The 19,643-nt window shown below is 34.3% G+C and carries 12 protein-coding genes and 2 pseudogenes; 4 read left to right on the forward strand and 10 right to left on the reverse strand.

The window, feature by feature from the left end:
- Positions 1-674: 674 nt before the first annotated feature.
- Positions 675-1,573 (forward strand): annotated as a pseudogene (locus AFK68_RS33105) (sodium:solute symporter family protein); the annotation flags it as partial.
- A 1-nt stretch (position 1,574) separates the two neighbouring features.
- A pseudogene (locus AFK68_RS33110) lies at positions 1,575-2,333 on the forward strand (sodium:solute symporter); the annotation flags it as partial.
- A gap of 452 nt (positions 2,334-2,785) precedes the next feature.
- Here AFK68_RS33110 and AFK68_RS33115 read toward each other — a convergent pair.
- Positions 2,786-3,613, reverse strand: a complete 828-nt coding sequence (locus tag AFK68_RS33115) for a bifunctional 2-polyprenyl-6-hydroxyphenol methylase/3-demethylubiquinol 3-O-methyltransferase UbiG (protein ID WP_094678537.1) — start codon at positions 3,611-3,613, stop codon at positions 2,786-2,788.
- A 239-nt stretch (positions 3,614-3,852) separates the two neighbouring features.
- Here AFK68_RS33115 and AFK68_RS33120 point away from each other — a divergent pair, with 239 nt between their 5' ends.
- Entirely contained in the window at positions 3,853-4,542 is a 690-nt protein-coding gene (locus AFK68_RS33120) for a hypothetical protein (RefSeq protein ID WP_094678539.1), read from the forward strand.
- A gap of 194 nt (positions 4,543-4,736) precedes the next feature.
- Here the strand turns inward: AFK68_RS33120 and AFK68_RS33125 are convergent, their stop codons facing one another.
- From AFK68_RS33125 to AFK68_RS33150, 6 genes are all read right to left on the reverse strand, one after another.
- The gene (locus AFK68_RS33125) at positions 4,737-5,297 is read right to left on the reverse strand and encodes a Crp/Fnr family transcriptional regulator (RefSeq protein ID WP_168186757.1); all 561 of its coding nucleotides are present in this window, start codon (positions 5,295-5,297) and stop codon (positions 4,737-4,739) included.
- Between the two features lie 387 nt (positions 5,298-5,684).
- Complete coding sequence (locus AFK68_RS33130; protein WP_371357664.1) at positions 5,685-6,032, reverse strand: hypothetical protein; 348 nt, start codon at positions 6,030-6,032, stop codon at positions 5,685-5,687.
- 770 nt (positions 6,033-6,802) lie between these two features.
- A complete protein-coding gene (locus tag AFK68_RS33135) occupies positions 6,803-7,546 on the reverse strand; it encodes an alpha/beta fold hydrolase (RefSeq protein WP_094678543.1) in 744 nt (247 codons plus the stop codon).
- Between the two features lie 475 nt (positions 7,547-8,021).
- The gene (gene fldA, locus AFK68_RS33140) at positions 8,022-8,534 is read right to left on the reverse strand and encodes a flavodoxin FldA (RefSeq protein ID WP_094678545.1); all 513 of its coding nucleotides are present in this window, start codon (positions 8,532-8,534) and stop codon (positions 8,022-8,024) included.
- Between the two features lie 79 nt (positions 8,535-8,613).
- Positions 8,614-8,802 carry a hypothetical protein gene (locus AFK68_RS33145; protein ID WP_094678547.1) on the reverse strand — a complete coding sequence of 63 codons (189 nt, stop codon included), beginning with the start codon at positions 8,800-8,802 and terminating at the stop codon, positions 8,614-8,616.
- Between the two features lie 1,157 nt (positions 8,803-9,959).
- Positions 9,960-10,988 carry a chlorophyll a/b binding light-harvesting protein gene (locus tag AFK68_RS33150; protein WP_094678549.1) on the reverse strand — a complete coding sequence of 343 codons (1,029 nt, stop codon included), beginning with the start codon at positions 10,986-10,988 and terminating at the stop codon, positions 9,960-9,962.
- Between the two features lie 1,781 nt (positions 10,989-12,769).
- Between AFK68_RS33150 and AFK68_RS47415 the strand changes: the two genes are divergently transcribed.
- Positions 12,770-13,271 (forward strand): glycosyltransferase family A protein (locus tag AFK68_RS47415; protein ID WP_143438568.1); only part of this gene is annotated, 502 nt, incomplete at its 3' end.
- A gap of 1,013 nt (positions 13,272-14,284) precedes the next feature.
- Here AFK68_RS47415 and AFK68_RS33160 read toward each other — a convergent pair.
- The 3 genes from AFK68_RS33160 to AFK68_RS33170 all read right to left on the reverse strand — a co-directional run bounded on the left by AFK68_RS33160 (position 14,285) and on the right by AFK68_RS33170 (position 19,245).
- A complete protein-coding gene (locus tag AFK68_RS33160; RefSeq protein WP_094678553.1) occupies positions 14,285-14,530 on the reverse strand; it encodes a hypothetical protein in 246 nt (81 codons plus the stop codon).
- Between the two features lie 90 nt (positions 14,531-14,620).
- A complete protein-coding gene (locus tag AFK68_RS33165; protein ID WP_094678555.1) occupies positions 14,621-17,119 on the reverse strand; it encodes a tetratricopeptide repeat-containing sulfotransferase family protein in 2,499 nt (832 codons plus the stop codon).
- A gap of 89 nt (positions 17,120-17,208) precedes the next feature.
- Complete coding sequence (locus AFK68_RS33170; protein ID WP_094678557.1) at positions 17,209-19,245, reverse strand: tetratricopeptide repeat protein; 2,037 nt, start codon at positions 19,243-19,245, stop codon at positions 17,209-17,211.
- Between the last annotated feature and the right edge of the window lie 398 nt (positions 19,246-19,643).

Here is a 19,643-nt window from a genome sequence, read left to right on the forward strand (position 1 = left end):
CGCCCCTACTGTGGTCTACTGTGCAGGAAAACGGCTGTAAGACCAGAGTTCTATTGAGCCAGAATTAATCTTAACTACACTCATCCTAGTCTTATTGCTGATGGCTGACAGCTAATAGCTGAATGCTTACTAACATTCTTTTTTTTAATTGGTATAACCTTAATGCTCTAATTCATTAAAAAAGCTGAATGCTGAATGCTAATAGCTGAATGCTTACCTTCCTTCTTCAAATATGAACAATTTCAACTTTTTCAAATCTGCCTATTTTTGGTGTTTCTGCTTTACCATAATTTTCCTACTTTCCCTAGACTTTTGGTCATGGAAACAAACAATTTCCTTTTCATTTTTCCATCTCCCACCCTGGATTTTATATTTTATTGGTTTGCAAATTATCCTCGCCTGTGCTATTTTTATTTTCTCTCAAACTTTCTGGAAATCTGAAACTGAAGAGTAAGCATTCAGCTATTAGCAGTCAGCTATCAGCAATAATAGCCTGTGCTTAAGGAGGGAGTTTAAATAAATATAGACTTTAGAGTTAACTTTTGTAGTAAGATTTTTCTAGTTTAATTAAATATTGCTTTTATCACTCACTAAAAGCAATAGCTGAATTTCGCAGCTCCTCCGCAGGAGGCTAGCTGACGGCTGAATGCTTAGACTGAAGAGGAAAATTAATCGTGCTTGAAAACCTAATTCCTTACTTATTTATTGGTGCATATTTACTCTCTACTTTAATCATCGGAATTATTGGTTATCGTAGCCAACAAAATACACCAGAAGATTACTTTCTAGCAGATAGAAAAATTGGCTCTGTAGTTCTATTTTTTACTCTCATTGCCACAAATTTTAGTGCCTTTGCTTTTCTCGGACTTTCTGGTGCTGGTTATCGCATTGGCATAAGTTATTATCCCATGATAGGATTTGGTACTGCCCTCGTCGGAATTACGTTTTATTTCATCGGTTATAAAGTTTGGCTTTTTGGCAAAGAAAAAGGTTTAATTACCCCCTCCGAATTAATCGAAAATCGCCTCCCCAGTCAACCACTTAAACTATTATTTTTAGCCGTGATGGTAATTTTTACCATACCTTACTTAACCCTACAACCAATTGGTGGGGGTTATATGATAGAAAATTTAACTAATGGGCAAATTCCCTATTTTTTTGGAGCAGCTTTTTTGACTTTCATCATTGTTTTATATGTGTTTGTGGGGGGCATGAAAAGTGTAGCCTTAACCGATGTTTTGCAAGGGGTATTAATGTTTGTTTTAATGATAGTTGCAGTAATAGCTATATCCCAAAGTATCGGTGGCTTTACTGAAGCTAATCAAACTGTTTATCAACTTAAACCAGACCTTTTTTCTCGTTCTGGCACGAATAATTTTTTCACTCCCCACAAATGGTTTAGTTATATGTTGCTTTGGGGTTTAAGTGTGCCGATGTTTCCCCAAATGTTTATGCGGTTTTATACTCCGAAAAATGCTAATTCCCTCAAACTTTCTGCTAGTTTATATCCATTAATTACTTGCACAATGTTTATTTGCCCCGTTTTAATTGGAATGTGGGGTCATATTAATTTNACGAATAATTTTTTCACTCCCCACAAATGGTTTAGTTATATGTTGCTTTGGGGTTTAAGTGTGCCGATGTTTCCCCAAATGTTTATGCGGTTTTATACTCCGAAAAATGCTAATTCCCTCAAACTTTCTGCTAGTTTATATCCATTAATTACTTGCACAATGTTTATTTGCCCCGTTTTAATTGGAATGTGGGGTCATATTAATTTTCCCGATTTAGTTGGAAAAGAAGCAGATAGAATTTTTCCCATGATGTTAGCTGAATATACCTCAACTGCCATTGCTTCATTAGTAATGGTGGGAGCTTTAGCAGCCTTCATGTCAACTCTTGATTCTCAACTTTTAGCATTAAGTTCTATGATTACTAGGGATATTTATATTGTTTATATTCGTCCTCAAGCTTCCCTAAGTGAACAAACTTTTGTTGGCAAAATTTTAATCGTTATTTTAGCAATAATTGGTCTGATTTTAGCAGCAAATCCTCCAGCGACAATTGCAGCGATCGCCACTCAAGCTTTTACTGGTTTAGCAGTATTATTTCCCACAGTTATTGCTGCTTTATATGGCAAAAATATTTCACCTCTGAGTTGTATAATTTCGATTATTTTTGGTGAGATAGCAGTTATTGGTTTTCAGGTAGGTATTATTCCTAAAAGTTTTGCTTTAGGATTTTTGCCAGTAGTGCCAATAGTGGTAATTTGTAGTTTAATTATTGTCATAACATTAGGCATTACTAAATTAGGTGAACAGGAGAAAAAGTAGGAAGGTTATATGGAACCTCCCTACAATTAGATTGAATTGATAGGATTATTAAAGTATAATATTATTTAAGCATCAAACTGACCGAAAAATTTGGGTCTCAAGCATCCTCTTTTAAGGGGATAAAAAAAGAATCTTCGGTATTTCAAGCCTCCTGGTTTCCTACGGAATGCTGCGCAAACAGCAGGAGGTACTGATAACTGTTAACGCAGTTCCTCTGCAAGAGGCTAACTGTTAACGAAGTTACGACCATAGGAGGCTAACTGAAATGACCTCTGCTAGCATTTTTTTAGTATAAAAAAGGGTTAAACTTTTACCTATAAATGCTTTTATACTTAATCAGGAAACCCTATATTAATTTAATAATAAAAATTTGGTAAGTGGGAAACCAGTTTGTTTCCACGGCAGGATGGAAAAAACACAATGGGCAACCTATAGGAATCAGTTTTTCATGCCTATTTCCTACTCCCTATTCCTTTATTCAATTTGACATCAGATTTTTGAGCAATAACTCCTACTGTGGCATAATAAATAGCCGATGAATTGGGGTCATCTGCAAATAAATAATAGTTTTCAATGTCAGACTGACTTGCTTTACCAGTTACAATATATTTTTGTGCAAGCTGCATTGTAGACATTTTCATCATTTTAGCTATTCCCGATCCTCCAGTAGAAACAGGAGTATCATTTTCTAGAGATAACTTTTGCCAGTCATACTTCTGAAATATATCTGGCAACTTCCCCCCTAAAGCGTAATCAATTCCTTTATCTGCGAACATCTGCTGAATAGCAAGATTAACTTGATTGAAAGATTGACACATTGCATTCTCTCCCACAATAGCTTTAGCTGCAGAAAAATCTGGTTCTTCAATGACTATCCATCCACCAGGTTTGAGCAAATCTAACATCTTCGATAAGGCAACTTCAAAGTCTGGGATATGGATAAGTAGGTAACGTGCATGAATTAAATCAAATGATTGATTTTCCAGGGCAAGATGGCGAACATCTTCTTGTAATACCTCAAGATTCGATGATTGAACATTCGCTAAAAAACGAGTATCTATATCCACTGCAACTACTTTTCCACTTTCTCCAACAATTGTTGCTAACCATTGAGCGATCGCTCCTGCTCCTGCTCCCACTTCCAAACATTGCCATTTGTTCGTAATTCCAGTTGTTAAAATTCGTTGGCGAGTTTTGGGGTCAAAAATTTGTTCGATCGCCTGTAGTCGCTCTAATTCTTTAAGATTTTGAGCATCACTAAATATATAAGATGTTGACATTTATAAATTGTCCTTTCTTGTTTTGTTACTTAGGCGTTGGTAATTAATGAGATGATTTATCTTTTGGGATAGCTCCCCTGTGACAACCCCGGTGAGGGCAACCAGGGAGAAATTACCAAGACAAATTTCATCTTTTGATTTACCAATGCCATTAGTTATATTTCCAACTAAAATTCTCAGATATGTAACTAAGATACCCAAAAGCTTAGAATTATTTTAAACTTTCACTTGTAATAGAAATGATTGATACAATTTTAGTTGTTCAAGGGCCGGAATTAAAGTCTGTGAAGCGTGGTCTTAACTGTAGGTTATCTCTAGCTCCGAAATTGTTACCTCTACCAATAGGTTTTACATCTGCTACTCGCTATTTGCATCAATGGCAAAAAAAACAGGATTTTTCCTCTCAGCAACCATCAACAGTATTGGTAATGGGATTATGCGGTAGTCTCTCTAGTCAATATCAACCTGGAGATGTGGTTATTTATGATGAGTGTGTTTTATTTGATGAGTCTCAGTTACTTCGGCAAAAGTGCAATGAGGTGTTAACTAGGAAGTTGCAAAATCATTTACAAGAAAAAGCTTCTTTAGTAAGAGGTTTAACTAGCGATCGCTTCATCTACAAGGCGGAGGAAAAACAACTACTGGGAAAAAATACTGGTGCAGAAGTCGTAGATATGGAAGGTTTTGCTATTCTCAATTTTTTTGCTAATCTTTCCGTTTCTGTGGCGATGGTGAGAATAATTAGCGATGACTGTTACCATGATCTTCCCGATCTCTCTTCTGCTATAACATCATCTGGAAATTTACAACCTTTACCATTAGCGATCGCTATGTTTCGACAACCACTTGCTGCTTTGCAACTTATTCGAGGTTCGAGGAAAGGATTAAAAGTATTGCAGGAGGTTACAACTTGTCTGTTGACTGATTAAAGAAGTTCTCATTTCAGTTATCAGTTATCAGCTATTCAGCAATCAGTAGTAGACCGACACAGCTAAAATGGTGCGTTACGACGGATTGCTCAATCCCTTTCATAGTCTAAATTTAAGTCGTCTAACACACCCTACAAGTTTTACTACTTCCCTGTCTCCCCACACTCCCCCTCTCCCTACACTTCTCACACTCCCTACTCCCTAAAAAGAATTAAACAGTTACTCTGTGACCACCCAATTTTATTTTCCTTTTCAAACTCATTTAGTAGTCGCGTTACTGTTACACGACTGGTACTAATAATGTCAGCTAATTCTTGATGAGTTAACCGAATATCGAGTATTTGCCCTTCTGGCAGTTGATTTCCAAATCTGTCTGCTAACCATTTTAATAATCTCAACAGTCGCCATTTGATTTTTCTAGAATGAATAATTCTTAAGAGTTCTTGAGTTCTTTGAATATGAGAAAGCATTACTTCTTGAGCATAAAAATAACCCCTTGGTAAAATACTCGCCTCGACAGTAGTTAAACATTCAACTTGATAAGGATAAGAAGGAAAGAGAGGTTGACCAACAATATCTCCTTGACCCCAAAACCCTAAAGTAATCGTATTTTCTTCTTCATTCTTAGTCAGAGTACGAACTACTCCAGAATCTATTCGCCATAATAATACATCTGTCAATGGCATTAGTTGACGGCGTTTAAATTGATGGCTCTTTAATTTAGGGGCGACAGTAATTACTGAATTTAAGCTCACTTTTCTTCTCCTATTTATGTTGCAAAATCTGTATTTTTGTGAGCATTTCCTGGGGAATGCTGCACCAACATTCATCAGTCATCAGCTATCAATTATATCACATCCAGTAGTATAGGTCTCGTAGGGGTTGGGTTACCAATGGATAATGGATAATTGACAATTGATAATTAAAGATAGTTTTCATTATCCATTATTCATTATCCATTATCAATTAATGAACAAACCCCCTACCAAATTTCGAGTTTTTGCCTCTTATGCAACAGTTACTTCTCAGCTAATTTTTTTTGATTAATAGGACTTACGCAGAGACCATATATATAGCGTTAAAAACTATTGCGCAATAGTTTTGTTACTCTATAGATAGTACATTTGCGTAAGTCCTGTAAGTTAATTGTGAATTGCTGGGTTAGTAGCTTGGGAATGGGAGTATTGTGAATTAGCTTCACAGACTTGTAAGGCTTTTGCTAGATTATTATTTGCTTCATAGTCACTACAATTGATTGCTGTTTCAGTGAGTGCGCTATAAGGATGTACAGTACACTTTAAACGATAATCACCTGTAAAAAATGTACAGCGACTACAGGGAATTTGATGTAGTCGTTTAACATAATTTATTCCTGACTGAAACGTTACATAAAAATTACGCAAACTTATAATAATTAGTGATATCATACCAATCATAAAAATGGTACGAGCTAGACTTTGAAGTATTTCTTCAGGGAGAAAATTAATCATAGTTTCAACTATATAAAATAAATGCTTGGTGAAAAATTCCTAGTTAGAGGTAGTAGTATAACTAGCCAAAAACTGAAGCGATCGCTAACTATATTAGTTATAGGGTTTATAAGTTAAAAATAATGTCAAATAAGACACTCTTTTATGTTTGAAATCAGTAACTAATTAGGATTTGCTGAAAAAGTCTGATGTATGAGGGGAGCATTCAAGTAGGGGCATCGTTATATTTGCGACCTACAGTGAGGAATAATGGGAATTACAGAGGAGATAGGAGGAATAATTGTCTGATATTTTTTTCTCCATTGTCTGCTAAAATGCTCACATTTTGAGTAATTCCCTCCTAAAAGCTGGCACTTTTTTACCACTAAAAATGCTTTAGCCTTTATCTGTAAATGCTTTTATACTTAATCAGCAAGCCATAATTAGCAATGATTATATTCTAATTAACTACTGTGCAAATATTCAGCAATAGAACATTTAACTTGCTATTGTTTGTGGAGTAATATCTGATAAAACCAAGCTATTTTCTTGCCAAAATTCTATAAGTGGTTTGGCTACATTTAGAGGTGAAAAATGATGGAAAAAATAACGACCTTCAGGACATTCCCAAATCAGATCTTCTGGTTTTAAAAATGGTTGCCATCNCTTTTTTTACCATTAAAAATGCTTTAGCCTTTATCTGTAAATGCTTTTATACTTAATCAGCAAGCCATAATTAGCAATGATTATATTCTAATTAACTACTGTGCAAATATTCAGCAATAGAACATTTAACTTGCTATTGTTTGTGGAGTAATATCTGATAAAACCAAGCTATTTTCTTGCCAAAATTCTATAAGTGGTTTGGCTACATTTAGAGGTGAAAAATGATGGAAAAAATAACGACCTTCAGGACATTCCCAAATCAGATCTTCTGGTTTTAAAAATGGTTGCCATCCTTGAATTAAATTAGGATCTATAATTTCGTCATCATTGCTACCACATACCATTAAAGGTACAGGAACTTCTCTCGGAATCATACTTTGACGTTTTAACAATGAGTGAGGAGATGGAGATAAATCTAAATCTCTCTCCAATATGTTGACTAAATTTTGAGTAATTTTTCTATCTTGTTCGCCAAATAAACTTTTTACCATATTAGTCAACATTATTTCCCGACTACAAGGTAAAAGATGGCGATGTACATAATAATGTGCTTGCCAATCAACTGTGGGATGAACACCTACAGATAGTAAGGTTAAAGATTTTACTCTTTCTGGATATTTACGAGCATATATTAATCCTACTAATCCACTTGTACTATGACCAATAAGATGAATAGGTTTATTGATAGATTTGAGATAATCATGGAGTAAAGTTACGGCTATATCTAGAGTGCAAGGATCGTCGGGAGTTTGCAAATAATCCCATTCTGCAATTAAAACTTTTCTGGATAAGTAACGAATTAATCGCTGATTAAAAACTTGTAGACTAGGGCTAGTGCTTAACCATAATACATCTGGAATTTTAGACATTGCTCTTGATTCTCCTAAGTTATTCAGATACTAATAAATAAATAGTACCTTTGAGTAGATGATAATTTTTGGAGAAAGAAGTATCTGAAATTAGAAGTATATATTGAGGTTTTCTAGTGGATTTTTTTTTAGTCTCAACTAGATATTACTCAAACATTACTTTCCATTTTTTTCATCAAGCTTCCTTCTCTTATAATTTTTGCAAGTTAAAGGATTTTCTCTGAGTTAATCAACTTTATTCAAATCTGATAACTTTGCTAATTAAATCAGACTAAACTCCAAAATCTGTTTTGAGTTGNAGTATATATTGAGGTTTTCTAGTGGATTTTTTTTTAGTCTCAACTAGATATTACTCAAACATTACTTTCCATTTTTTTCATCAAGCTTCCTTCTCTTATAATTTTTGCAAGTTAAAGGATTTTCTCTGAGTTAATCAACTTTATTCAAATCTGATAACTTTGCTAATTAAATCAGACTAAACTCCAAAATCTGTTTTGAGTTGGGCAACCCATTTTTTGATTCTTTCTTCTGTTAATTCAGCTTGATTATCTTCATCTAGAGCTAAACCTATAAACTTGCCATTTTTGACTGCTTTAGATTCAGTAAAATCATAACCATCTGTAGACCAATGCCCAACAGTGGTACCTCCTAAACTAGAGATTTTTTCCTCCAACATACCCATGGCATCCTGAAAATTATCAGCATATCCTATTTGGTCTCCTGTACCAAAATAGGCTATTTTTTTGCCCTTGAAATCGATATTATCTAGTTCATCAAAGAAACCTTCCCAGTCACTTTGTAGTTCACCAATATTCCAGGTAGGACTGGCAATAATTAAATTTTGATAACCATTAAAATCATCAGGTTGTGCATCAGTCATATTATGGATAGTAACTACATCGTCACCACCAAATTCCTTCTGAATAATTTCAGCAGCTTCTTCAGTTTTACCTGTTGTGCTGCCGACAAAAAGACCAATTTTTGACATTTTTCCTCCGTAGTAGTTGTTTTTTTTGTCTTAGAGTTAGATATTGGTTTGAGAAATTTTCAAACTCTTGAATTAGAACTTAGTCAGGGTCTAATTCATCACAATAACCAGACCAATCACTGTGTAGTTTATTCATGTTTTTGTTTGTATTTATTGTTTCCTCTTGATAACTATTTTCTGCTTCTAAATCTTGGAAAATATATCGGCTATCGCAATCTTGTTTGTATTGTTTGATTTTCCATGAAGCTAGTTTTTTTGAACCTGTCATTTTTCTATTTCCTATGAGTTATTTTTTAAAGAAAAAACTTTTAGCATCAAAATTTTGATGTATTTTTAAATTTTTCAGGTATTATTTGAGAATTTAAAATTGCTTATTGCTTGATTAAATAGTAGCTATAATCAAGTTAAAAGTTGTCTGTAATTTTTCGGTAAAAAATAGTTATTCTTAAATTTTGATTTTTGTCTGAAGTGATACCTAACTACTGCGCTCAAAATCTATAGCGTTACACGCTAGGGAATAGGGAACAGCGGTGCGACCCCGCGTCGGCGTAAGACGCAAGGGAACGCGCACCAAGAGAGGGAACAGGGAACAGAAGACTGTAAAAGGGTTTTCCTACGGAATGCTGCGCAAACAGGATTTAAAAATTTCCTAACCTATTTGCGTAGTGCTATATNGGGAACAGAAGACTGTAAAAGGGTTTTCCTACGGAATGCTGCGCAAACAGGATTTAAAAATTTCCTAACCTATTTGCGTAGTGCTATATTTATTGATACCCTAGGAAGATTTTGATAATTATTTGCAATAAGTTGGCAAAACAAAACTCAATATAATTTTATCTCCTCTTGATTAATTATATTGTGGAATAGCCCTCTGGGCTGTTTGCAGATTTAGGTGCAGGAACAAAAACTAAATAGAGATACAAATAAACTTCTCTCAAATTCATCTCAGACTCCTTGTGATTCTTAGGCTAAAACTTTGTTTCTGGAGATGTCTAATCTTTTAGGTTGTTCTGCCATTTAACCCACCCTATAGTATTCTCATCAAGATAAATGAGAAATATTTCTATTTACTATTTATATTTACTCATAAGTATAGTACGGTTGTCAAGCCCTAAAGCAAAATTATTTTAGTATAGCAATTTTTGGCTTCCCGAACCACCTGACGGGAGATTGGCTACAACCTCCCTACTATAAGCCTTCCAGAAATATAAACTGAGAGTTGGAATCTCAGAAATCAGATTCAAAAATTCCAANAGCCCTAAAGCAAAATTATTTTAGTATAGCAATTTTTGGCTTCCCGAACCACCTGACGGGAGATTGGCTACAACCTCCCTACTATAAGCCTTCCAGAAATATAAACTGAGAGTTGGAATCTCAGAAATCAGATTCAAAAATTCCAACTCTCAAACATTTATCGGATTAAGATTATTCTCCTACACTATTCAAAGCATTTTCCACACGCTTAAAGTCAAAACCCATAGCTCGCAGAGCATGCCAGAGATGACCTTGTAAGAAGAAGAATCCTAAGAAGAAATGAGCATTTGCCAACCAACAACGAGCAGTATGAGCGCCCAAAGGTAACTCTACACTGTCGGCAAAATAAGGAGTAATACCCAACTTAATATCCAAAACTGGGCCATAAAACTCTACAGGATAAGCCAAAGTATTAACAGCACAGAAATAAGCCGCAACAAATCCTGCTAGAGCAATTCCACCTAGAGAATAAGAAAGAATTGCTTCACCAGAGAATATGAGAACCCGTTTTGCCCAAGGCAGGGGTTGCGTAATAATGTGCCAAACGCCACCTAAAACTAGCAGAAATCCCACATAAATGTGACCTCCAACTAAGTCTTCTAAACTATTAACAGTGGCAAAATGAGTTTGATATCCATATATTACTAATGGATCGAGAGTGGGAGTTGTTACTAAACGAACTGTTTGAGTTGTCGCATCATAAAGCCCACCAAAATACATAGCTTTGGCTACTAATAATAAAGCACCAAATCCTAAGAAAAGTAGGTGATGACCTAAGATAATACCGAGCTTTTTAGGGTCATCCCATTCAAAGTGAAAATTCTTCGCTCCACCTGTTGCATCCTTTAAATTTTCTGGAGCTTTAAAGGTATGAAAAAGCGCTCCTGCACCTAATACTGCTGATGAAATTAGATGTACAACACCAATTACAAAATAGGGATAAGTATCTACAACTGCTCCACTTTTTCCGATACCTAAACCTAAAGTTGCTAGGTGAGGGAGTAAGATTAAACCCTGTTCTCCCATGGGTAAATCGGGGGAATATCGAGATATTTCAAACAGAGTAAATGCCCCTGCCCAAAAAGTAATTAGAGCTGCTTGACCTGCATGAGCAGATATGAATAAACCAGATAGTTTAGCGAAGCGAGCATTTCCAGCCCACCAATCATATTTAACTTCTGGAGTACCATAAGTTTGCATGAAGTTTTACCTCTTTGAATTATGGCCAATAGTTTTTAAAAGCAGTAAATACTNGATATGAATAAACCAGATAGTTTAGCGAAGCGAGCATTTCCAGCCCACCAATCATATTTAACTTCTGGAGTACCATAAGTTTGCATGAAGTTTTACCTCTTTGAATTATGGCCAATAGTTTTTAAAAGCAGTAAATACTAATTTTTATACAATAATTAGTAACTGCTTATATTTAACATAATTGTTGAAATAAATCAGAAAATCTGTATGATTAATTACTTTTTTTTGAAAACAAACTAGAAAAATAATTAATAAATTATTAATCTGATTATATTCAAGAAAATTTATAATGATTGGTCAGGAATAAAAATAGCTTAATAGCTATTATTTGTTACTAGCTTATAGGGCTGATATGCCCAAAATACAAGCTACCCAGCAGTAATAATTTGAAGAAGACTATCTATTTTTAATCACATAAAATTAGATGACAATTTAACGAAAAAATATTGCTAATACTAGCGATATTTTCTATCAAAAAAGTCAACATCTATGGCAGTTTTAGGGATCAAACTGCCTCAACATAGATTCTAATTTTCTAGAATTTTTAGTTGTGAGCTGATTCTATGGAGATTGCGATCGCTCATCTCAGTATCGACCTCATACTCAGTCCTTATTCTGTATTGGGGAAATGAGTGGAAGATTTTTTTTGGGTCGCTAATTGTGCTATCATACCTTTAATCAAAATACATATCTTTGGCCACTAATTTTGAGTGGTCATTTTTTTTGCCTTCAGGTTTAAAAGTCCATTGCAAGTCCAGAAATCAAGAGTTTTTGATTTTGGAGCAAAAGATTAGAGATTAAAAAGCAGTCAGCACTCAGCACCTCAGCGGTCAGCATTAGGACTTTTTTTACGTCCTTGTCGGGGTTAAAATCCCCGACAAGGGCCAACAGGTTTATAGAAACCGGGGATTTAACCCAAGGTCAAAAAGCTGATAACTGTTAACGCAGTTCCTCCGGAGGAGGCTAACTGATAACTGATAACTGAAATGACAGTTGTCATTGCTGTTGGCCTTGTAATCAAAAGTATATTACATACTTATTGCAACTAATATTCAATAATTTTCTGATTTTGTCAAGGGTATTTTGAGATGTTTTATCATTAATTTTTGCAACAAAGCCCATTCAAACCTTAAGAAATTACTAAATTTTAGGAAAAAACTTTTTTATATTGATAATAAGCATTATTAATGCAAATTTTTTTCGTAAAATCTCAAAAAAGTATTGACAAGTTTTATCATTAGGTTCATAATAATAATCACATTGCTTATGGTGTTCTTCTCTCTGGTAGGACAACGTATTATAGAAACTTTGAGTCCCTCAGTGATACTGATAATACCTCTCAGTTATACTGGAAAGCAATTAGGGACTCTTTTATTATTTTGATTATTTTGCCCCTCAACATTAGGCAAGTTTAAATTTATATATTAAGAAGGTATTGAGTGGAGGTAGCGAGTACAATAACTGTATAATCGGATTGCTGCAAATGAGCCTTCTTATTGCTACTCACTACAATTAATTTGGCGATCGTAGGAAAAAACTAGGTATAGCACTAGGCAAATATGTTAGGAAATTGGTAAAAGCTGAAAACTTTTTGCGATCAACTTTTGTATGAGCGCCTTTCCTGTAGCCGTACATATTTATAGATTCTTATTCTGAATCAGACGTTACTAAGTAGAATATAAGTAAAATACCTATAAATATATTTATATTCATCAGGAATAATTTTGATGTCAACTACTGCTACAACTCCACGGGTAAGTGTAATTATACCCGTATACAATTGCGATCGCTATATTAGTCAAGCCATAGAAAGCATTTTAGCCCAAACCTATCAATCTTATGAAATTATTGTGATTGATGATGGCTCCACAGACAATACCCGTTTGGCGCTACAACCTTATATTGAGAAGATTCGTTATGTATATCAAGAAAATCAAGGGGTTTCGGCTGCCCGGAATCATGGCATTGATTTGGCGCGGGGAGAATTAATAGCTTTTTTGGATGCGGATGATTTTTTCCTACCGGATAAACTAACTGCTCAAGTGGGAGTATTTGACGCGCAACCAAATTTAGGAATTGTTCACAGTGGGTGGCGTAGAGTGAATCAGCAGGGTGAAACTATTAAGGATGAGACACCTTGGAATTATGTGCCTAAGTTAGATTTGGAGGGGTGGTTGCGGTGGAAACCTATTGGCACAATGGGTACTTTGATGTTTCGGCGACAGTGGTNGGATAAACTAACTGCTCAAGTGGGAGTATTTGACGCGCAACCAAATTTAGGAATTGTTCACAGTGGGTGGCGTAGAGTGAATCAGCAGGGTGAAACTATTAAGGATGAGACACCTTGGAATTATGTGCCTAAGTTAGATTTGGAGGGGTGGTTGCGGTGGAAACCTATTGGCACAATGGGTACTTTGATGTTTCGGCGACAGTGGTTAAAACAGGTGGGGAGTTTTGAAGCAGGATTAGGTCAAGCGGAGGATGTAGACTTGGTGTTGCGTTTGGCTTTGCAGGGTTGTGAGGCTGACTGGTTGAGACAGTCTACTGTTTGTTATCGTCAACATGACCGAAATACTATGCGGGATGGAGTGTCTCAGGCGCGATCTATTAATCGGGTTTTGGATAAGTTTTTTGCCTCGGAGTCTCTACCTTTGGGGGTTAGGTTATTGGAAAAACAGGTGCGCTACAATACTTTGGTCTGGAGTTCGTGGTATTTGTACTATACAGGTTTTTATTCTGAGATGGTGGAGTATTTACAAAGGTCTTGGCAATATACTCCTTTTTTGCCTGTGGGAACGGTGATTAATTGGATTGAAAGTTTTACAGGCTTTTCTGAGAATATGGGGGATGATTTGGATGCTGATAAATTGGCGAAAACTCCTGAATGGCAACAGTTAATGGGTTGGGTGATTCGTAATAGTGGAGTTTCGTGAAATGTGGTAATTGCTAAGAGACTTTTATTGATTGGATTTTTACAATTAAGTATCAGCTATTAGCAATTAGTAAAGTACCTATTTTTTGCCACAGTTTCATATCAAATTCACTTAATTCGGTATAAAAAAAATTTTTTATCTTCAGCTATTAGTAAATCTTTCTAAATTCTCTTCTCTCCTGACTCCTGTACGGGTGATTTCGTTCCGAATGCTGTCGCAAAGGCGTTTGCGGAGCATGACCTTAGGAAATCACCCCTACCTGACTCCTAGATTAACCATCTAATTATAGCGATGCTACCGGATTTGATATCACAGGTTTTTTGTTAAAAAGTAGAGCAGAGAAAAACCTCCGAAAAATATTAAAGGAACTGCTATCATTACAATTATTAAACCTAAAGGAACTCCAGAAGAAATTACATATACGAATACTGCTGTATAGGGAACTAATAAACCTATTCCAGCAAGAGTTAATTTTTTAGGAGTCCATTTAATATCTTTTTTTAGACCTTTAGTCAACATCTTTTCCTCTTTTCCTTTTAAAATTTTTCTTGTCATTAACTACTCCTTTAAGTAAAATTCACGAGATTGTTTGATTGTATCTATCTTTTATTGTAACTTTTCCATAAAACTGAAGCAAGTTCAGTATTATTTCCAGTTAAACTCCATTCCTAAATATTCTTCTAGTCTTTGATTATGAGGTTGAAAGTATTCACTCAATTTCTGGCGCATATCATCACTTATTGGTGAATAAGATCCTGGATTTAATTTTCTATATTCAGGCAGTTGGTGTTCTGGTAATCCTAAAAATTTCCAGACTTTTTTCATGGTCTTTACAGGTTTTTGATAAAGGTATTCTCCCTTTAAAATCAGTATTTGTTCTCTGGGAAATACTGCTAACCATTTATTGATAAATTCTACATAAATACCACGTCCTATATAGTTACCTGGTTGCTGCCAATAATTTTTTTCTCCTTGGGGTTTTTCGGGATTTTTGCTGAGTATTTCTAACTCGGAATTTATGGCTGTTTCAAAGGAGCGATATTCCCAATTTAACCTAATCCAATGATTGTATTGAGAGAAGGCTCGATCTACAGGATTTCTCAATATTACTAATAATTTTACTCCTGGAAAGACATTATATATTCGCTCGGCACTCTGATAATTTTCTAGATAGTTAGGAGTTGCTTCTCCGGTAATAAATTTTTCTGATTTAGGAATAGGAGGAAAGTGTGCGAGATACCAATTAATTCCTTTCTCAAAATCTCGATACCAAAAATGAGTTTCTTTTTTAATTGCTGGTATTACCTGGGGATGTTGAGCAATATAATTTTCTAGTGAAGTTGTACCACTTTTTTGAGCGCCAATAATAATAAAGTTAGGACCATTCGTATTTTTTAAATCCCAATTTTTTTCAACAAAAGTAGGATGAGATTGGCGAGTTTTGTTGTAGGAAGCAGTTTGATAATTTTTGATTGCTGCATCTAAGTTTCCTGTTGCTGTGAGAATTTCTCCGAGGTTAACGTAACACCAAATATTTTCTGGGTTTTCTTGAGTGACTTTTTGAAAAAATTCCAATATTTGCTGTAGTTTTCCTTGTTTAATCAGAAAATTTAATAAATTAGAATAGAAGAAAAACCAGGGATATTCAGGTCTGATTTGAATTGCTTTTATATAAGCTTCGGCAGCTTGATTTAATCTCTGAAGTTTGAGTAATATATTCCCTAGTTTGTAGTGAGCTATAAATTTTTTGGGGTTTTTGTTAATAGTATTTTGGCAGTCAGTGAGTTCCTGGTCTAATTGATTTTTTTTGTTTTCTAGTTTGGTAAGTTTGCTGGTAATTTCTGGATGGTTTGGCTGTACCTGCAAACCTATATTATAAATGATTATCGCTGGATTAAATAGATTTTTTTGCCCTAATAAATTTCCGAGTTTTAAGTAAAATTCTGGAGCTTCTAGTTGAATTGATAATTCTTTGACGGGGGTAGGTTTCTGTTGTTGATAATTTTGAATAATCTGACAATAATAATTAATAGTTTCTTTGAGATTTGATTGAGATTGTTTTTCCAGAGTATATCCCAGTTGTTCATGAATACTTGGTAAATTTTGATTAATTTTAAAAGCATAAAGATAAGCTACTACTGCTTCATTCCATCTTTGGAGTTTAATGAATGTTTCTCCTAAACTGTAGTAAGACCAGAGAAAATCAGGATTGAGTTTAATAGCTTCATGGTAGGCAAGGATGGCTGCATCTAACTCTCCTTTTTGTTGGAAAATATTAGCTAATTTATGATGAACTACCCAAGTTTCTGGTTGTAATTCTATAGATTTTTGATAAGCGATAATTGCTTTATCTAATTTTTTTTGATTTACTAAAGCATCTCCGAGACAATGATAAGTAACAGCAGTTTGAGGATTTAGTTTAAGTGATTCTTGATAAGATAAAATTGCTTTTTCCCACTGCTGAGTATTGGCAAAAGCTTTACCTAAACTGTGATGAGACCAGGAAAATTTGGGGTTAAGTTTAATGGCTTTTTGATAACTTGATATAGCAGCTTGCCATTTTTCTTCTCGACTATAAATTTCTCCTAAATTATGATGTGCTTGGGAGAGGTTTGGGTTTAATTTAAGTGATTGTTCGTAACAGGCGATCGCTTCTTTTTTTTGGTTGTATGTTAATAGAGTTTTTGCCAATTTCAGATATTCTTGGTCTGTTGCTAATTCTGGTTTTAAAGTAAATGCTTTATATTTACAGGAAGCTGCTAATTCTGGTTTGTTTATCTGATGGTATATTTCTGCTAAAGCACGGTAAGCACTGGCAAAATTTGGTTCTAGTTTGGTGGCTGTTTGGTAGGAAGTAACAGCTTTATCCCACTGTTGTTGTTTGACATAAACACTCCCTAAATTAGCATGAGCTTCGGCAAAATCATGTTGTTTTTCTATTGCTTTTTTGTACCAAGTAATAGCTGAATCTAAGGCATCTATTTTTTCCATGATTTTCCCTACAGTATTGCTAACTGGTGCAAAATTTGGAACTAATTCTAAAGCTTGTAAACAAGTAGCATAAGCTTTATCAAAATCTCCTTTAGTTAGATAATATTCTGCTTGTTGGTTTAATTTCAATGCTGCCGTTTCTGGATTTTCCATGAACTTTACTGTTACTCCTACTCACCTTACTGATAATTATATCATTACTTTTATTCCTCTTATTCCCTTATAGCTATGAGCCAAGTAAATCAGATTATTTTTGCTAATTTCATTAAGTTTAGTAGTTTCTGTAAATCAACACAAATATCTTTGTTAACTGGTTTACCAGAGAAGTTATCATCAAATTGCTCACCTATTAAGTGGTAATGTTCCAAACCACAAATATTACTAATTAGCCAATAGCACACAAGTATATATTCAGGAGCAAAAAATTCAATTATTTTAGTTCCAGGATTACAGAATAAAATGTTAGTTAATCCCGCACCATGAGGTGCTATTACTACTACGGCATTGGCTAAATATAATGCTTGTTCTTCTATTGAAAATGATTCTAATATAATGGTTTGAAAACCAAATTTTTCTAAGAGGTTAACAACTGCTTCTTCATTAACTACTCGTCGCTTTAATGCTCGACTACGACTTATATATATCCTCTCAGGATATAATGATGAACTGCTAATTTGTTGAGATAAAAATATATTTTTCAACGATTCACAAGCCCATTTTGTTGTTCTAAATCCAGAATTAACTGGAATTGATGGAACTATTAATCTATCAGTTTGGATATGAGGATAATTACAACTCTCTATAATTTTGTTTTGGGGAATCCCTAACTTTTTGATAGTTTCTTGGTGAAATCTTGTCTGAATTTTATTAACAATAAACTTATCTATACTCAATATATCTATACTGCTTTGATATAATAAAGATATCCTAGCAACCATATCAAACATCCAATGATAATAACCACCACCTCCAAATTTAACTGATAAAAATGCTACTGTTCCTTTTAACTTGTGAACGGGGGGTAATTTAGAGGAAGATATAATCAACCCACCATTACCAGAGGACATATCTTTCACTACTTTATTATCTGAAGTAATAACAACACTATTTAATTGATCTGCCCAAACTCTTGCTTCTGGTACAATTGCGATGAATTCTTCTGCTAATTCTACTAGCTTAATTTGAAAATTAGGATGAAGTTTTTTCTCTATATTTTGAGATGGTAATAAATCTATTTGATTAGGAGGGTGTATCTTAATTAGGTTTATTGTATTTATGGAATTAGAAGTAACTTCCCAATCTCCTGTTAATTTACAAAATTTCTCCAATATATCCTTTGATAATTGTTTATGCACTTTACATTTAACCGCAGCACTTAGATACTTTTGTTGTTCTAAAAGTTCGGCTATTTTAAAGTAGGTATCCCTATGATCAGCTTTAATTTGTAAAGCTCCAATTAAACAAGCGATCGCCTCCTCTAAAAGACCTTGTTTTTGTAAAGCTTCTCCAAGTTTTATGTAAAATAAATGGTTATTAGGATTTAATTCTATAGCGCGATTATAAAAAATAGTAGCTTGCTGATATTGTTGTTTTTGTGTCAGTGCTTCCCCTAAGTTGAAGTGTAATCTAGGATTGTTTGGCCTGATTTTTATTCCTTGTCTGTAAACTGTTATTGCTCTATCTAACTCCCCTTTTTGAATTACAGTATTTCCAAGTTTGTTGTATGCTGCTGATAATTCTTTGTCTAATTTTATTGCTTGGTTGTAACAAGCGATCGCCTCTTCTAATTTGCCTAATTCTAATAACTTATTTCCTAGATTTAACGATTCTTTTGCTGTAGCTAATGTTGGCTCCAAAATAAGAGCTTGATATCTGTATTCTGTTACTAAATGCTCTTTTCCTAAACACTGGCATATTTTAGCCAAGTTTCGATAAAAACCTGCAAAATTAGGTTTAATGCTAATAGCTTTTTCATAATATTTGATGGCTTGTTCCCATTGCTTTTGTCTAGCACTTATGCTACCTAGATTTGCATAAGATTCTGCTAAATTATGATTTTCTTCAATAGCTTTTAGATAGCAGTTCTTAGCTGATTCCAACTTACCCATTTTTTGCATAATATTACCTAGAGTATTATGAATTTCTCCACAGTTGGGTAATATTTCTAGAGCTTTTAAACAAGTAGCATAAGCTGCATCTAACTTTCCTTGAGATAAATATATTTCTGCTGTTTTGGATAAATTAAATGCAGCATTTTCTTGATTGAAAACCTCAGACATATTTTTCCTGACTCTTAATTTAATTTGCTTGACTGGAAGGAAAAAGGAAGATACTTTTTGTTTAATTCTCTACTAAAGCTGACTGTTGAATAGACTTCAATAAAGAATAAATTTTACCTCCTATTAATTACCTTCTGACTTATTTGAAAAAAGCGGTCAGCACTCAGCAATCAGTCAAATTATTTTTTTACGTTTTAGAAGATTAAACAATTCTTTATAGAAGTAGGGGATTTTAACCCAGAGCGTCTCAAGGTTGACCGCTGAATGCTAAAAGCTGATAGCTAGTTAAGATTACCAATTAAACTTAATACCAAGATATTCCTCTAATCTATGATTATAGGGTTGAAAATATTCACTCAATCTTTGACGATAAGACTGATTAATTGGGTGATAAGAAC

This window comes from Hydrocoleum sp. CS-953, assembly GCF_002260545.1.
In the GTDB taxonomy this organism is placed as follows: Bacteria; Cyanobacteriota; Cyanobacteriia; order Cyanobacteriales; family Microcoleaceae; genus Trichodesmium.

Coding starts and splice junctions, on each gene's coding strand:
- AFK68_RS33165 (WP_094678555.1), bottom strand. CDS start 17,119: ATGGAAAATCCAGAAACGGCAGCATTGAAATTAAACCAACAAGCAGAA.
- AFK68_RS33145 (WP_094678547.1), bottom strand. CDS start 8,802: ATGACAGGTTCAAAAAAACTAGCTTCATGGAAAATCAAACAATACAAA.
- AFK68_RS33160 (WP_094678553.1), bottom strand. CDS start 14,530: ATGACAAGAAAAATTTTAAAAGGAAAAGAGGAAAAGATGTTGACTAAA.
- AFK68_RS33150 (WP_094678549.1), bottom strand. CDS start 10,988: ATGCAAACTTATGGTACTCCAGAAGTTAAATATGATTGGTGGGCTGGA.
- AFK68_RS33130 (WP_371357664.1), bottom strand. CDS start 6,032: ATGATTAATTTTCTCCCTGAAGAAATACTTCAAAGTCTAGCTCGTACC.
- fldA (WP_094678545.1), bottom strand. CDS start 8,534: ATGTCAAAAATTGGTCTTTTTGTCGGCAGCACAACAGGTAAAACTGAA.
- AFK68_RS33120 (WP_094678539.1), top strand. CDS start 3,853: ATGATTGATACAATTTTAGTTGTTCAAGGGCCGGAATTAAAGTCTGTG.
- AFK68_RS33135 (WP_094678543.1), bottom strand. CDS start 7,546: ATGTCTAAAATTCCAGATGTATTATGGTTAAGCACTAGCCCTAGTCTA.
- AFK68_RS33170 (WP_094678557.1), bottom strand. CDS start 19,245: ATGTCTGAGGTTTTCAATCAAGAAAATGCTGCATTTAATTTATCCAAA.
- AFK68_RS33115 (WP_094678537.1), bottom strand. CDS start 3,613: ATGTCAACATCTTATATATTTAGTGATGCTCAAAATCTTAAAGAATTA.